This is a genomic window from Chloroflexota bacterium (assembly GCA_040902225.1).
Taxonomy (GTDB): Bacteria; Chloroflexota; Limnocylindria; order QHBO01; family QHBO01; genus CF-167.
In genome coordinates this window covers 415,215-428,573 of the sequence record JBBDXT010000007.1, presented here as the reverse complement: position 1 = coordinate 428,573, position 13,359 = coordinate 415,215, and the positions used below count along the sequence as shown (strand labels likewise).

Sequence of the window (13,359 nt, the reverse complement as noted above, 5' to 3'; positions counted from 1 at the left end):
CATGCCAGGCCTGATCCGGCGTGACCGGCACGCGCGCGAGGAGGAGGAGGAAGAACGCCTCTCCGCCCCGGCATCGCGATCCACGCGGAGCCGTGGCCGGGTGCGCCCCGAAGAGCCCGATCGGTTCCGCACGGCGTACGAGCGCGACCGTGACCGGATCATCTACTCGAAGGCGTTCCGGCGCCTGAAGCACAAGACGCAGGTCTACCTGAACCCAGAGGGCGATCACTTCGTCACCCGCCTGACCCATACCCTGCAGGTGGCGCAGATCGCTCGCGCGCTGGCCGCCGGCCTCTCCCTCAACGAGCCGCTGGCCGAGGCGATCGCACTGGGCCACGACGTCGGTCACACCCCGTTCGGTCACACCGGCGAGGAGGCGTTGTCGCAGTACTTCCCACCCGACGGCTGGCACCACGCCGCACAGAGCGTGCGGGTCTACGAGGTGCTCGAGGACCTCAACCTGACCTGGGAGGTGCGGGACGGAATCCGGGCCCATTCCTGGAAGATCGACCCGCCGCCGTCGACGCAGGAGGCACTCTGCGTCCGCTACGCGGACCGCATCGCGTACCTCACCCACGATGCGCTCGACGCCATCCGGGCGGGCGTCCTGGCGGCCAACTCCTTCCCGCCCGCCGTCATGGCGCGCTTCGGAGAGCCGGGACGAGTCTGGGTCGGCGAGATGATCGATGCGGTTTTCGAGCATTCGCTGCGGGTGGGGGAGGTGCGGATGGATGATGAGACCCTGACCGTGATGCACGACCTGCGCGCGTTCATGTTCGAGCAGGTCTACCTCGCGCCGTCCCTGCTCCGCGAGCAGCGGGTCGCGATCGACACCCTGCGCGCGCTGGTCGACCACCACCTGGCGCATCCCGATCAGATCCCGGCCACCTATCGGGAGGCGGATGCTCCCCTCATCACCCAGGTCGCCGACTACGTTGCCGGCATGACCGACCGCTACGCGCTGGCCGCCCACCAGCAGATGGGACAGTCCGACTAGGGCGCGGCGCTCTCGGCGGCGAAGAGCAGGACGCTGCCGTCGTCGCAGTCGAGGAAGATGCGACTCGGCCGGTCCGTTGCCGATTGCGATGGCGCGCTGCCCGGCGGACCCCACACCCGGCGGGTGGTCAGCCCGATGAAGGTTGAGCCGAGCTCTATCGGCGAACCCTCGGCGAAGATCGGCTCTGGGCGTGGAGACCCGCTCGACAGGTAGACACGGTCGCCCCATTGCAGCCTGGCCGGGCAGCCCTCGAGACGGTCGAATGCCTTCGACATGCCCCACAGCGCGACCGCCAGGAAGAGCACGATGGCCAGCGTGCCGCAGCCAAGCGCGCGCCAGTTCACGGCCGGGTGATCTGAAAGCGGCCGTAGCTGCCGGACGCCGGGGAGCGAATGGCCTCCACCCGATCGACCGCCGCACCCGGAGGTCCCTCGCGCAAGAGCCGTTCAAACTGATCGAGCGACGCCGCGGGTCCCTCGGCAACCAGCTCCACCGATCGCTCGTCGGCACCGTTCATGACCCAGCCGGTCAGGCCCATGCGGTCCGCGGCCGAGCGTACCCACCAGCGAAATCCAACGCCCTGCACCCTTCCGACGATGGTCGCGGAGAGGCGCTCCAGGTCCCCCGCAGACGCGCCACTCACCGAGGCGCCAGCGTCGGCCAGGCGAGCATTGCCACCTCGAGTGCCAGGCGGGGCGCAGCGTTCTGGCGCAGGCCGTCGCGGATTCGCTGGAGCAGCTCGATGAAGTCGTGGATCGCGGTCTGGCCGATCTGCTCCGCGAGCCCTGGCTGATCGCGATCGAGCGCGATCGCTGCTGCCATCTGCGGTCTGCCCGCGGCGGCAACGGCGAGGTCGCGCGTGAGGCCGAGCCACGCTTCGACGACGAGAAGCGCGGCTTCGCGTTGCGCGCCGCCGGTCGGGCGGGCACCCTCCTCGACCACCTGCACGTCGTTCTCGGTGGGTTGCTCGATGCCGATGCGCGCGGCATCCTCCAGCAGATCGCGGACGGAGCCGAAGCGATCCGCCCGGCCCCGTCTCAGCAGGTCCAGCAGCTCGCGCTGCGTTCGATTTCGCCAATCCACCAGCCGAGGGGCGCGGGCAAAGCCGATCGCCGTGCCAGGCATGCCGTCCGCGATGCGTGCCAGCGCATCGGCCTGGTCGGCGGGCAGGCGCTCGCGATCGACGAGCCATGCGACCAGCTCGGCACGCGGCACGGCCCCGACCCGCAGCGCCTGGCTCCGTGATCGGATGGTGGGCAGGACCCGCGCCGGCTCGTCGGCCACCAGGACGAACATGTGCCGGCTGGTCGGCTCCTCGAGCGCTTTCAGCAGCGCGTTCTGGGTCTGCTCGTTGGCCCGATCGACACCCTCGACCAGGATGACGCGTCGCTCACCGACGATCGGCGCACCGGCGCTGTCGGCCAGCCAGCTGCGCGCCGCCGCGACAATGCTCTCGCCGGTGGATCGATCGTCCCGCCACCGCTCCGGCGATCCGATCACGAGGTCCGGATGGGTCCGGGCCCGCGCCTGGCGGCAACCCGGACAGGCGTTGCAGGGCCGCTCCCCGTCGACCGACTGGCAGAGGAGCAGCGCCAGCAGGTCGTCGACGAACGCACCCTTGCCGCTGCCGGCGGGGCCGTGGACCAGGAGCGTGCGCTGCAGGCGACCACGGGCCGCCGATCGCTGAACGATGGTGCGCGAGGTCGCCTGCCCAAGGCTGCGAAACCCTGCCGCGGAGGCCATTTCAGTCATCGCCGGAGTATAGGCAGGGCAGCCGGTAAGCCCCTGGTAAGGAGCCGATCAGCCCCCGGTCGCCAGGATGCCGTGGCCCCGCCGAACCGCTCGGGCACGCGCGCTGGCGGCCGGCCGGCAACCGGATCCGCCGCACCGTCAGGCGGCCGGCGGGGCGCCATCCGGGGATTGATGCGATACTTGGGGCTCGCCCCCAACCTGAGAACCAAGGAGATGTCAGCCATGGCCGATCAGGTAACGACCAATGCCAGGTCGATGGTCGAGCGATTGTTCGACCCGAAGATCCAGGACAACGTAACGAAGCGCGGCCGTGCCCTCGTGGCGGCCATCGGCGAAGCCGCAGAGTTGGCTTCTGAGCGCGCAGCCACCAGCTGGCGCGACGCCGAACCGATCCGTCGCGATGCCGCACGCGCGGGTCGCGATGCCCTGCGCTGGGGCAGCCGCGCCTGGCGACAGGAGATGCTTCCCGGCCTCAACCAGCTGTGGAACAAGCGCACCGTCGCGCTCGGCGCGGCCGGCGCCGCGGTCCCGGTGGCGCGTGAGCTGATCGATGACGCCGCGGTACGGATGGGCCTTCGCGCCCGCCGCGAGCGACGCCACTGGGGATCATTCTTCGGCGGCCTCCTGCTCGGGGCAGCGGCAGGCCTCATCGCGGCCATCCTGACCGCCCCGAAGGCGGGCCGTCAGATGCGCGATGAATTGGCCGTCACCGCCAAGGATGCGGCGACCCGCGCTCGGGAGGTCGCTTCCACCGGCGCTCGCGAGGTTGCGACCCGCGCCCGCGACGCGGCCGCGTCGGCGGGCGAGTGGGTTCCGATCTTCCAGCGCCCGGAGGGGATCGGCGAGACGAACGGCGAACCGATCGACGAGCCGCTCATCGAAGCGGTCGAGCCCCCGAAGGTCACACCGCCCACGGCGGCCCGCAAGCGAACCCCGCGGCCGACGACCATCGACGAGGTGGAGTAGACCCCAAGCTCAATCGGACATCTCCGCCAGAGACCGGCCCGCGAGCCGGTCTCTCTGCGTCCGGGGAGCTAGGGAGCCTTGGACCTGGCGCCGCGGAACCGCTGCCAGATGCCCTCTTCGGCGCCCTCCGCGGACTCTTCAACGGATGCCGGCTCGGCGGCTGGCTTGGCGCGGGACCTGCTTCGGGGCTTTGGCGAGGTTGGCTCTGCAGCGTCGCCGCTCTTTGCTTTCGCGGTCCGGCCTCGTGGCTTGGGCGTGGCGCTGACCGCGGCGTCCTCGGACGGCGCCTTCGCGGCAGCGGCCGGTCGAGCGCGGCCGCGTCTCGGCTTGGGAGCCTCGACCGGCTCGGGCTCAGCTGGTGCCTCGACCGGCTTGCGGCCACGCCTCGCCCTGGCGGGTTGTGCGGCGGGAGCCTCCGAAGCGGGAGCTGCTGCCACCTCATCGGAGGGGGTCAGGCCAAGCTCGGCCAGTGTCGCGGCATCGGCCTCCTCGAAGGAGTACTCGCGCGCCTCGTCAGTGTCGGCCGCGCCGACCTGCGAGATGTCATCAAGCTCGGTCCAGCCGATCGGCGCATCGGCGGCTGGGGATGAGCCCGTCACCTCGGCGGCCGCCTCATCAGTTCGCCCGCGACCGCGGCCGCGTCCCCGACCTCCACGGCGGCGCCGGCGCCGGCGAGCCTCGCCGGTGGCACCATCAGCGGCCGGCTCGGCCGCCGTCGCGGCCGCGGGGGGTTCCTCATTTCCCGGCGCCATGACCTCGACACTGACCGGCTCGGAGCGCGCGCCACCACGCCCGCGACCACGAGGTGCGGGCTTGGCGCCGCCTTCGCGGATCGCCGCCAGGGCGGCAGCTGCCACCGCGGCGGGCGCCTCGCGGAACCCGAACTCGGGGACGACCTCCTTGGCGGGCATCGGCGGGGCGCTCATCACCTTGCTGGCCTTGTCGGCATCCTTGCCGCGCCCGATGCCGATGATCTTCATGATGTCGATGAACTCGTCGGCAACGGCGATCAGATCCGAGCTGGTGTTTGGCCGGAAGCTGATCACCTCGCAGCGGACACCCTTGTCCTGCAGCGCGCGGATGGCGGGAGCGAAGTCGCCGTCACCCGACACGATCACCGCGATATCCATACGATCGGCGAGGCGGAAGAGATCGACCACCAGCTCGATGTCCAGGTTGGCCTTGACGCGGCCATCTCCGAACTTGCGGATGTCCTTGTGAACGACCTTGTAGTCGTTCTTGCCCAGGAAGTCGATGAACTTGCGCTGGTTTTCGTTTTCCGGGTCGAGCCCGGAGTAGGCGTAGGCGCGAATCAGGTCGCGCCCCTTGGTGGCCGCTTTGAGGAGCGCGACGTAATCGACGTCGACCTCCAGGCCACGGGCTGAGTAGTAAAGGTTGGCAACGTCAACGAAGACGGCCACGTTCTTGCTCAAGTGAGCTTCTCCTAGGTTTCGATTCCGATGCGGTTGACGCTGCGGGGTCCCGGCCACGGCGCGCCCCGTCTGAACGAATCAGCCGGCGGCGCGGCTCAGCAGCGCCCCTCGTCTCGCGAACCCGGCGCGCTTCAGCAGCGCCGGCTCGGCGGTGGCGAGAGGATCGGTGACATCCACGCGCGTACAACCCTTATTGCGCGCCGAGGTGACCAGGTGCTCGAGAATCGAGTCACCCAACCCCTTGAGCTGCGCGGCGTCTGCGGCCGGCGCGGCGCTCCCCGACCGACCCGTTTCGGTGGCCACTCCGAGCTCATCGATGACGCCGATGAACGGACCCGAGCGGACCGAGGGCCGGATCGAGAGGACCCCGATGCCGATCACCCGGCGCTCTGCCTCGGCGACGACCACGGTGGCCGACGGAACGAAGAGCAGGTTGCGAAGCCGATCGGTGTCCTGGCGCTGCTGGTCGGGATCGGCCGGATCGCGCATCAGGATGCGGATCGCGGCGTCGACATCGGTCAGGCGGGCGCTGCGGACGTGATACTCCACGGGAGCCTCTCGGGAGCGAAACGCAGCGCGTGGGCTGCAGACGTACCCAAGGAAGCATACCACGCCACCCTGGGAGCACTCTGAGCACGGGCCTCTTGCGCTGCAGCGAAGAGCGCCCTTATGATGCGCCCCACTCTTTACTGAGCCGGCGTGCTCGCGCCTACCCGAGCAATTGGAGGATCACTGGATGCGAAATACCTTCCGATGGAGCGCTGTCCTGACGGGCATGCTCCTCGTTCTTGCGGCGTGTCAACCCGCCAGCAGCCCCGGGGAGAGCACTGCCGAAAGCGCTGCGGAAAGCGCTGCGGCGAGCCTCGACGCGGCCGCGGTCTGCGCAGCCGATGAGCTGGGCTGCGTTGAGATCCCGAGCGGCGAGCCGCTCCATATCGTGTACTGGGGAGTCCTGTCGGGCGCGGATGCCACCCTCGGCGAAGACTCCAAGCGCGGCGTGGAGATCGCTATCGCCGATATCGACAATACGCTGCTCGGCCATGACATCCAGTTCACCACCGAGGACGGCCTGTGCACCCCGGAGGGTGGCGCGACCGCGGCCCAGAAGCTGGCCGCTGACACCACCATTGCCGGACTCATCGGCCCGAACTGCACCGACGAGTCGCTCGGCGGCATGCAGACCCTGTTCGACGCCGGCATGACCACGGTCTCGTCGTCGGCAACCCGCGCCGGGCTGACTGTCCCGGATCGGCCCGAAGAGTACGCGGCCTTCCTGCGCACCGCCCACAGCGACTACTTCCAGGGCAGGATGGTGGCTGAGTACCTGTACAACGAGCTCGGCCTCACGAAGCTTGCGACCGTCCACGACGGCAGCGGCTACGCGGAGGCGCTGGCGGAGGTCGCGAGGACCCACTTCGAGGAGCTGGGCGGTACGATCACCACCGACGGAAGCCAGGCCATCGCCAAGACGGATACGGACATGAGCGCTGTGCTCACTGCGATCGCCGCAGACCCGCCGGACGCGATCTTCTTCCCGGTCTTCATTGCCGGAGCCGGGTTCCTCACTGACCAGGCGAAGGACACCCCCGGCCTCGAGGACGTCGTCCTGATGTCCGCAGACGGGACCTTCTCCCCCGACTACATCAAGGCCGCTGGCCCTGCAGCAGTTGGGCAGCTGATCTCGAGCCCTGACACGTCGCAGTTCACGGCTGCCTACCAGGACTTCCTGGCGAAGCACCGCGCGGCGTACGGCGGCGAGCCGCTCAGCATCTTCCACGCACACGCCTATGACGCGGCGACACTCGTGTTCGCAGCGCTCGAGAAGGTGGCTGTGGTCGGGGCTGACGGGGCGACCTTCATCCCCAGAACTGCGTACCGCGACGCGCTGTACGCAAGCACGGGCGTCGAGGGCCTGACCGGCCCGCTCAACTGCAACGCCTCTGGCGACTGCGGCGCGCCCATCCTCGCTGTCTACGAAGTCACCGAGCGAGAGGTCCAGACGCCGCCTGTTTGGCCGCCCGAGGCACCCATCTGGGCGCCGGAGCCGGACTTCTATACGAAGTAGCTCCACGGGGACTTCCCAACTCACCTGAAAGCGACTCGAGGACGGGCCGGGGCAACCCGGCTCGTCCTCCGATTTGTCAACTGCTCTCCTTGAGGTTGCCAGATCCACATGTACGCCAGGGTCATCGAGCGGATCATGGACGGCGCCATCGCGGGCGTCCTGTGGGGATTCCGCATCGGCGTCGTTCTCCTCGTCGTCGTGGGTTCGGCCCTGACGATCGGGAGCGGGCGGCACTCCGCAGAGACCTGGCTCGCCCTCGTCGTGAGCGGCGTGGTGGTGGGCAGCATCTACGCGCTCATCGCCCTCGGCTACACGATGGTCTACGGCATCCTGCGACTGATCAACTTTGCGCACGGCGAGATCTTCATGGCCGGCACCTTCGGCGGCTACTTCGTTGCCACGTTGCTGGCCGGCATCGGTTTCCTGAACCTCAACCCCCTGACTTCCATCATCTCGGTCGTGGTCATGCTGGCCGGGGCCATGGTGGTCTCGGTGACGCTCGCCCTGCTGGTGGAGCGGATCGCCTATCGACCGCTCCGGAACGCCCCCCGCCTGGTGCCGCTGATCAGCGCCATCGGGGCGTCATTCTTCCTCCAGTACATGTTTCGCGGGTTCTTCGGACCCGGCATCTATGCGTACCCGACGGTGAGCATCCTCGATGCGCAGGTGCCCTTGGGCCTGGAGGGGTTCCGCATGAAGTGGATCGACGTGCTCGTCATCGTGTCCGCGTTGGTCATGATGGCCGGCCTTTTCTTCTTCACACAGCGGACGAGGGCCGGCACCGCAATCCGGGCTGTCTCCGAGGACAAGGCGACCGCCGCATTGATGGGGATCGACGTCAACCGGGCCATCGTGATGACGTTTGCGATCGGGGCCGCCATGGCGGGGGCGGCCGGTGTGCTGTACGGCCTGATCTTCCGCCAGGTTTACTTCTTCACCGGATTCGTGCCCGGCATCAAGGCATTCACCGCGGCGGTGCTCGGCGGGATCGGAAACATCCCCGGCGCCATGCTTGGCGGAATCTTCCTCGGCCAGGTCGAGGGGGTCGGCCCAACGCTGTTCCTTAGTGGTCTCGGCGTCCCGTCGCCCAACCAGCTCAGGGATGTGATTGCCTTCACCATGCTGGTCCTGGTGCTCATCTTCCGTCCGTCGGGGATCCTGGGCGAACGCGTCGCGCACCGAGCCTGACCCGATGATGCAGGACGCGAGCGTTGGATTCGCCGAGGTGCCGTGGAGAGCGGTGATCCGGGTCGGGCTGATCGGTGCGGCCGTCGCGATCTTCCTTTGCCTCGTCGGCATCGTCCCGGTCTTCCACGCGCGACCCCTGATCAAGGACGTCATTTCGCTCGGCCAGACCGCGATCGTGCTTGCGCTGCTGTGGACCGGGCTGATGGCCGCGCGGACGTCCGAGGTGCGAGGCCGCCTGACGGTGCTGCCGGGTGCGCTCGCCGGGTCGATTGCCGGGGCCGGGCTGACCGCCCTCGTGATCCTGGGCGAGCTGATCAACGTGCGGGCGGCCTTCCTCAACGCCTCTCCCGCGCTGTACGAGATCCTGACGTTCGGAAACGGGCTTGCGGGCAGCTGGATTGCGATCGTCATCGGGGCGGTGCTGGGCGCCGCGGGGAGCGTTGGCGCGAAACTGCCAATAGCTTCCCGCCGTCCGCTGACGACGTTCGTGCTGACCCTGCTGTTGGCAGGACTCTTCGCCGGGATCCTCCGAACCGCGATGCTCTCCACCCCGCTCGCCGGGCTGGGTCGGCTGCTCTTCGCACCGCTCGGCCTGACCATCGTCGGCGCGATCGTGACGGTGGTTTTGTTCGTTGGCGGGGGCGAGCTGCTCTTCTACACGCGGGTGCGAGATCGGGTGAAAGCGATGGCGCCGGCACAGCAACGATTGGTGACCTGGCCGCTTCTCGCGATGGCCGCCATCGCCGTGCTCGTCCTTCCCCAGGCGCTCGGCCCGTTCGTGGCCCAGGTGGTCGCCCTTGTCGCGCTGTACGTGCTGATGGGTCTGGGCCTGAACATCACGCTGGGCCTGGCCGGGCTGCTCGACCTGGGGTTCGTGGCCTTCTTCGCGGTCGGGGCCTACACCGTCGGCCTGCTGACCTCGACGGCCGAGTTCGGCCTTGCCGATTGGCCATTCTGGGCGGCGATCCCCTTCGCCGTGCTCTTTGCCATGGTCTTTGGCGCCATCCTTGGCCTGCCGATCCTGGGCATTCGGGGCGACTACCTGGCCATCGCAACGCTTGGCTTCGGCGAGATCATCCGCATCCTGGCGGGCTCCGATGTCCTGAAGCCATGGCTGGGTGGCCCGCGAGGAATCCTCAACATCCCCAAGCCGATCGACGTGGAGCCGACGCATTTCTTAGCCGGGCCGGCCCAGATCTACTACATCGCCATCGCCTGTGCCGTCCTGATCGCGTTCGTTGCCTGGCGGCTGCGCGGCTCGCGAATCGGGCGTGCCTGGCTCAGCATCCGTGAGGACGAGGACGTGGCGGAGGCGCTGGGGGTGAACCTGGTGCAGACCAAGATCCTCGCCTACGTGCTGGGGGCCGGATTCGCCGGCCTGGGTGGCGGCATCTTCAGCTCACTGGTGGGCTCGATCTTCTCGAGCAGCATCCAGCTCTTCGTCTCCATCAACGTGGTCGCCATCGTGGTGGTGGGCGGCATGGGCAGCATCCCGGGCGCGGTGCTCGGCGCGATCTTCCTGATCGGGGTGCCAGAGCTGTTCCGCGAGTTCTCCGAGTATCGGTTCCTGTTCTACGGTGCCGCCCTGATCCTGATGATGCTGTATCGGCCCGAGGGGCTGATGCCGACCAGGTTCGCGGCCCGTGAGGTGCATCTCGAAAGCTCCGAGCTCGGCGCGGATACGGTGGTTGCTGCGCCGACCGAGAGCAGCTAGGGAGACGGGCCATGCCGCAGCTGGTCGCCAAGGGCGTCACAAAGCGTTTCGGAGGACTCGTCGCCGTCCGCGACCTCGACCTCGAGATCGAAGAGCGGGCGATCGTGAGCGTGATCGGGCCGAACGGAGCGGGCAAGACGACCCTCTTCAACTGCATCGCCGGCTGGTACCGCATTGATGAAGGGGAGATCCAGTTCGAGGGGCAGTCGATCGACAAGCTCCGACGCGACCAGATCTCTCGGCTGGGCATCGCTCGCACGTACCAGAACATCCGGCTCTTCGCCGGCATGTCGGCGATTGAAAACGTCCTGGTCGGCCAGCATCACTTCCTGGAATCGGGATGGATCGGGGCGGTCCTGAGGACGCCGGCCGTGCGCCTCGAGGAAGAGAAGGCCCACGAGGAGGCCCTTCGCCTTCTCCATTTCGTCGGCATCCGCGGGCACGGGAGGAGCCAGGCCAGCGAGCTCCCGTACGGCGACCAGCGACGGTTAGAGATCGCCAGGGCCCTGAGCACCCAGCCGCGCCTGCTGTTGCTCGACGAGCCCACCGCCGGCATGAATCCGGCCGAAACCCGCAAGATGACCGAATTCATCCGCCGGTTGCGCGACGAGCTGGGGATCACGATTCTCCTGATCGAGCACGAGATGCGGGTGGTGATGGGCATCTCCGAGCGGATAACGGTCCTGGACTACGGCGAGAAGATCGCCGAGGGAACGCCGCGCGAGATCCAGACCAACCCCCGCGTCATCGAGGCGTACCTGGGACGGGGGGCGGCACAGGCCGGTGCCACGGTCCCGGGGGCGGCGGCCAACGAAGTTGCGGGCTCGGAAGCTTGATGGCCCTCCTGGAAGTTCATGAGATCAACGCGTTCTACGGGAACATCCACGCCCTGCGCGAGGTCTCGCTTTCCGTCGGCGACGGGGAGATCGTCACCCTGATCGGGGCGAACGGCGCCGGCAAGACGACGACGCTCAACTGCATCAGCGGCCTGGTGCGACCGCGATCCGGCAGTGTGAAGCTCGCGGGCGAGGACCTCGGCAAGGTTCAGCCCCATCACATCGTTGAGCGAGGCGTGGTCCAGGTTCCCGAGGGTCGCCGGACCTTTGCCCGCCTGACGGTTGACGAGAATCTGCGAATGGGCGGCTTTACCCTGACCAACGAGGCCGACGTGCGCGACGGCATCAACCGCGCCTACGACATGTTTCCGCGCCTGAAGGAACGGCGCAGCCAGACCGGCGGGACGCTGAGCGGCGGGGAGCAGCAGATGCTCGCGATCGGGCGTGCCCTGATGGTCAGCCCGAAGGTGCTGCTGCTCGATGAGCCGTCGATGGGCCTGGCTCCGACGCTGGTGGAGAGCATCTTCGACACGATCAGCAGCATCCACGCGCAGGGCACCTCGATCCTGCTGGTGGAGCAGAACGCGCTCATGGCCCTCAACGTGGCGAGCCGCGGGTATGTGCTGCAGAGCGGCCAGATCATCCTCTCCGATACGGCTGCCAACCTGGCGGCCAATGAGCAAGTGCGACAGGCCTACCTGGGCGAGATCTAGCCAAGCCGATGTCCGGCGACGCGCCTCCGCCCCGCCGCTCGCCGCGCGACTACCGGCCGGACCTGCGGCCGATGTTGATCCTGGGCGGCCTCCTGCTGGCAGTCATCGTCGGCTGGATCCTGATCAGCCCGCTGCTCCTGCCGAGCGCTCGCTAGGCCGGGCGCTCGCTAGGCCGGGCGCCGGGCGCCGAATCCCCGGCCCGCCCCGTACAGGACCAGGCCGATCCCGACCGCCGCAGCGGCCAGTCCCGGCGAGCGTTGCGGCAACGGGAGGAATCCCACCGACCACAGCTCCCAGATTCGATACGCGAGCGCCGCCGCCGCGACCAGGCCGATCGCGAGGTAGACCCACGGCCCATCCAGGATGAAGCCCCAGCGGCCACGCATGTAGCCGATGTCGAGCAGCACCAGGGTCGCCAGCGCGGCTCCGTAGACCACGATCCCTGGCCCCTCGAGCCCGATCCCGGCGCTCGGCGGGATCGGCACCCCCTCGACGCTCTCGCCGCCGGCCTGCCACCAGGTCAGGAAGCCGGCGGCCACCATCAGCACGCTGCCGAGCAGGATTGGGACACGGTAGCGGCCGCCCGCTGGGGTGGGCATGCGGGCTACGCCGGAGGGGCGGCGCTGTAGACCGATGGGCGCAGGACGCCGATGTACGGGAGGTTGCGGTAGCGCTCGCCGTAGTCGAGGCCGTAGCCGATCACGAAGCGATCTGCGATGGTGAAGCCGCGGTAGTCGATCTCGATCGGCGCCAGCCGGCGCGCCGGCTTGTCGAGCAGGCAGCAGATGCGGATCGATGCGGGGCCCTTGTCGTGCAGGTAGCGCAACAGGTAGTTCAGGGTCAGGCCGGTGTCGATGATGTCCTCGACCACGATCACCTCCCGCCCCTCGATGGAGGTGGAGAGGTCCTTCAGGATGCGCACCTGGCCGCTCGACTCGGTGGAGGTCCCGTAGCTGCTCACCTCCATCAGGTCGATGGAGAGCGGGATCGGCATCGCGCGCACCAGGTCCGCGAGAAAGATGATCGAGCCTTTCAGGACGCTCACCAGGACCGGTTCCCGGCCTTCATAGTCTGCCGCGAGCTGGGCCCCGAGTTCCGCCACGCGCGTCTGGACCTCCTCCCCGCTCAGCAGCACCTCTTCGACGTCGGCGTGCATCAACGTCCGTTCAGCGGGCCATTCCCGTTCATGGCAGCTACGTCGGCCAGGAAGTCCAGCCGACCGTACTTGACCATCAGCGCCCGGAAGTCACGAGCGTAGAACAGCTTCACGCGGACCTCGGGGTAAAGCTGGCGCAGCCAGCGCAGCTTGCGGTTCTTCTTGCGCACCAGGGTCTGCTTCAGAGTCGTCAGCTCCAGGTAGATGTCGATCTCCGGCAGGTAGAAGTCCGGGGCGAAGGACTCGACCACCACGCCGTCGGCGTTCCAGGAGATGGGAAAGAGGTCGGGTTCGTACCGCCATGCGACACCGTAGAAGTCGAGGATCCGAGCCAGTTCCGCCTCGCTCTGGTGAGCGAAGCGCGGCGCGCCGGTGGTCAGCGTCGCCGCCACTGGTCCCCGATCGTACCTGCCCGCCGGGCCCCTGGCGTCATCGAAGGCGAGTATAGCCCGGCGACTTATCCACAGGTCGGCTCCCGCCGCGGTGATTGGTGGATAACTCCGGTTGCCCGCACCGGCGCAGGTTGGTACGCTAGTCGT

Annotated in this window: 16 protein-coding genes; 8 read left to right on the top strand and 8 right to left on the bottom strand. The window is 68.3% G+C overall.

The annotated features are described in order from the left end of the window. Window position 1: 1 nt before the first annotated feature. Window positions 2–997 carry an HD domain-containing protein gene (locus tag WEB29_10780; GenBank protein ID MEX2137415.1) on the top strand — a complete coding sequence of 332 codons (996 nt, stop codon included), beginning with the start codon at window positions 2–4 and terminating at the stop codon, window positions 995–997. On the opposite strand, the gene WEB29_10775 is transcribed toward WEB29_10780, so the two are convergent. The 3 genes from WEB29_10775 to WEB29_10765 are packed head-to-tail and all read right to left on the bottom strand — an operon-like array spanning window position 994 to window position 2,749. Next, window positions 994–1,341 (bottom strand): hypothetical protein, encoded by a 348-nt coding sequence (locus tag WEB29_10775; protein ID MEX2137414.1) that lies wholly within the window; start codon window positions 1,339–1,341, stop codon window positions 994–996. The two genes, WEB29_10780 and WEB29_10775, sit on opposite strands and share 4 nt — an antisense overlap. Continuing rightward, window positions 1,338–1,640: an acylphosphatase gene (locus WEB29_10770; protein ID MEX2137413.1), complete on the bottom strand. Its 303-nt coding sequence runs from the start codon at window positions 1,638–1,640 to the stop codon at window positions 1,338–1,340. The genes WEB29_10775 and WEB29_10770 overlap by 4 nt, the downstream gene beginning before the upstream one ends. Further along, on the bottom strand, window positions 1,637–2,749 hold the full coding sequence (locus WEB29_10765; protein ID MEX2137412.1) for an AAA family ATPase: 1,113 nt from the start codon (window positions 2,747–2,749) through the stop codon (window positions 1,637–1,639). Before WEB29_10765 ends, WEB29_10770 begins: the two co-directional genes overlap by 4 nt. A gap of 222 nt (window positions 2,750–2,971) precedes the next feature. Here WEB29_10765 and WEB29_10760 point away from each other — a divergent pair, with 222 nt between their 5' ends. After that, on the top strand, window positions 2,972–3,715 hold the full coding sequence (locus WEB29_10760) for a YtxH domain-containing protein (protein MEX2137411.1): 744 nt from the start codon (window positions 2,972–2,974) through the stop codon (window positions 3,713–3,715). Between the two features lie 68 nt (window positions 3,716–3,783). Here WEB29_10760 and WEB29_10755 read toward each other — a convergent pair whose 3' ends face one another. Further along, window positions 3,784–5,148 (bottom strand): NYN domain-containing protein, encoded by a 1,365-nt coding sequence (locus tag WEB29_10755; protein ID MEX2137410.1) that lies wholly within the window; start codon window positions 5,146–5,148, stop codon window positions 3,784–3,786. Between the two features lie 78 nt (window positions 5,149–5,226). Then, window positions 5,227–5,697: a GNAT family N-acetyltransferase gene (locus WEB29_10750; GenBank protein MEX2137409.1), complete on the bottom strand. Its 471-nt coding sequence runs from the start codon at window positions 5,695–5,697 to the stop codon at window positions 5,227–5,229. Between the two features lie 187 nt (window positions 5,698–5,884). On the opposite strand from WEB29_10750, the gene WEB29_10745 reads away from it, so the two are divergent. The 6 genes from WEB29_10745 (at window position 5,885) to WEB29_10720 (ending at window position 11,819) form a co-directional block, all read left to right on the top strand. Continuing rightward, the gene (locus WEB29_10745; GenBank protein MEX2137408.1) at window positions 5,885–7,213 is read left to right on the top strand and encodes a branched-chain amino acid ABC transporter substrate-binding protein; all 1,329 of its coding nucleotides are present in this window, start codon (window positions 5,885–5,887) and stop codon (window positions 7,211–7,213) included. 108 nt (window positions 7,214–7,321) lie between these two features. After that, the gene (locus tag WEB29_10740; GenBank protein MEX2137407.1) at window positions 7,322–8,401 is read left to right on the top strand and encodes a branched-chain amino acid ABC transporter permease; all 1,080 of its coding nucleotides are present in this window, start codon (window positions 7,322–7,324) and stop codon (window positions 8,399–8,401) included. 4 nt (window positions 8,402–8,405) lie between these two features. Further along, window positions 8,406–10,115, top strand: coding sequence for a branched-chain amino acid ABC transporter permease (locus WEB29_10735; protein ID MEX2137406.1), 1,710 nt, complete (start codon window positions 8,406–8,408; stop codon window positions 10,113–10,115). A gap of 11 nt (window positions 10,116–10,126) precedes the next feature. Further along, complete coding sequence (locus WEB29_10730; protein MEX2137405.1) at window positions 10,127–10,951, top strand: ABC transporter ATP-binding protein; 825 nt, start codon at window positions 10,127–10,129, stop codon at window positions 10,949–10,951. Continuing rightward, a complete protein-coding gene (locus tag WEB29_10725) occupies window positions 10,951–11,664 on the top strand; it encodes an ABC transporter ATP-binding protein (GenBank protein MEX2137404.1) in 714 nt (237 codons plus the stop codon). The genes WEB29_10730 and WEB29_10725 overlap by 1 nt, the downstream gene beginning before the upstream one ends. 8 nt (window positions 11,665–11,672) lie before the next feature. Further along, window positions 11,673–11,819 (top strand): hypothetical protein, encoded by a 147-nt coding sequence (locus tag WEB29_10720; GenBank protein ID MEX2137403.1) that lies wholly within the window; start codon window positions 11,673–11,675, stop codon window positions 11,817–11,819. 12 nt (window positions 11,820–11,831) lie between these two features. Here the strand turns inward: WEB29_10720 and WEB29_10715 are convergent, their stop codons facing one another. The 3 genes from WEB29_10715 to WEB29_10705 are packed head-to-tail and all read right to left on the bottom strand — an operon-like array spanning window position 11,832 to window position 13,212. Then, the gene (locus tag WEB29_10715) at window positions 11,832–12,263 is read right to left on the bottom strand and encodes a hypothetical protein (protein ID MEX2137402.1); all 432 of its coding nucleotides are present in this window, start codon (window positions 12,261–12,263) and stop codon (window positions 11,832–11,834) included. 5 nt (window positions 12,264–12,268) lie between these two features. Continuing rightward, a complete protein-coding gene (gene hpt, locus WEB29_10710) occupies window positions 12,269–12,820 on the bottom strand; it encodes a hypoxanthine phosphoribosyltransferase (GenBank protein ID MEX2137401.1) in 552 nt (183 codons plus the stop codon). Continuing rightward, window positions 12,820–13,212: a hypothetical protein gene (locus WEB29_10705; GenBank protein ID MEX2137400.1), complete on the bottom strand. Its 393-nt coding sequence runs from the start codon at window positions 13,210–13,212 to the stop codon at window positions 12,820–12,822. Before WEB29_10705 ends, hpt begins: the two co-directional genes overlap by 1 nt. Window positions 13,213–13,359 lie beyond the last annotated feature (147 nt).

Coding starts and splice junctions, on each gene's coding strand:
- WEB29_10780 (MEX2137415.1), top strand. CDS start 2: ATGCCAGGCCTGATCCGGCGTGACCGGCACGCGCGCGAGGAGGAGGAG.
- WEB29_10765 (MEX2137412.1), bottom strand. CDS start 2,749: ATGACTGAAATGGCCTCCGCGGCAGGGTTTCGCAGCCTTGGGCAGGCG.
- WEB29_10760 (MEX2137411.1), top strand. CDS start 2,972: ATGGCCGATCAGGTAACGACCAATGCCAGGTCGATGGTCGAGCGATTG.
- WEB29_10745 (MEX2137408.1), top strand. CDS start 5,885: ATGCGAAATACCTTCCGATGGAGCGCTGTCCTGACGGGCATGCTCCTC.
- WEB29_10740 (MEX2137407.1), top strand. CDS start 7,322: ATGTACGCCAGGGTCATCGAGCGGATCATGGACGGCGCCATCGCGGGC.
- WEB29_10735 (MEX2137406.1), top strand. CDS start 8,406: ATGATGCAGGACGCGAGCGTTGGATTCGCCGAGGTGCCGTGGAGAGCG.
- WEB29_10730 (MEX2137405.1), top strand. CDS start 10,127: ATGCCGCAGCTGGTCGCCAAGGGCGTCACAAAGCGTTTCGGAGGACTC.
- WEB29_10725 (MEX2137404.1), top strand. CDS start 10,951: ATGGCCCTCCTGGAAGTTCATGAGATCAACGCGTTCTACGGGAACATC.
- WEB29_10720 (MEX2137403.1), top strand. CDS start 11,673: ATGTCCGGCGACGCGCCTCCGCCCCGCCGCTCGCCGCGCGACTACCGG.
- WEB29_10715 (MEX2137402.1), bottom strand. CDS start 12,263: ATGCCCACCCCAGCGGGCGGCCGCTACCGTGTCCCAATCCTGCTCGGC.
- hpt (MEX2137401.1), bottom strand. CDS start 12,820: ATGCACGCCGACGTCGAAGAGGTGCTGCTGAGCGGGGAGGAGGTCCAG.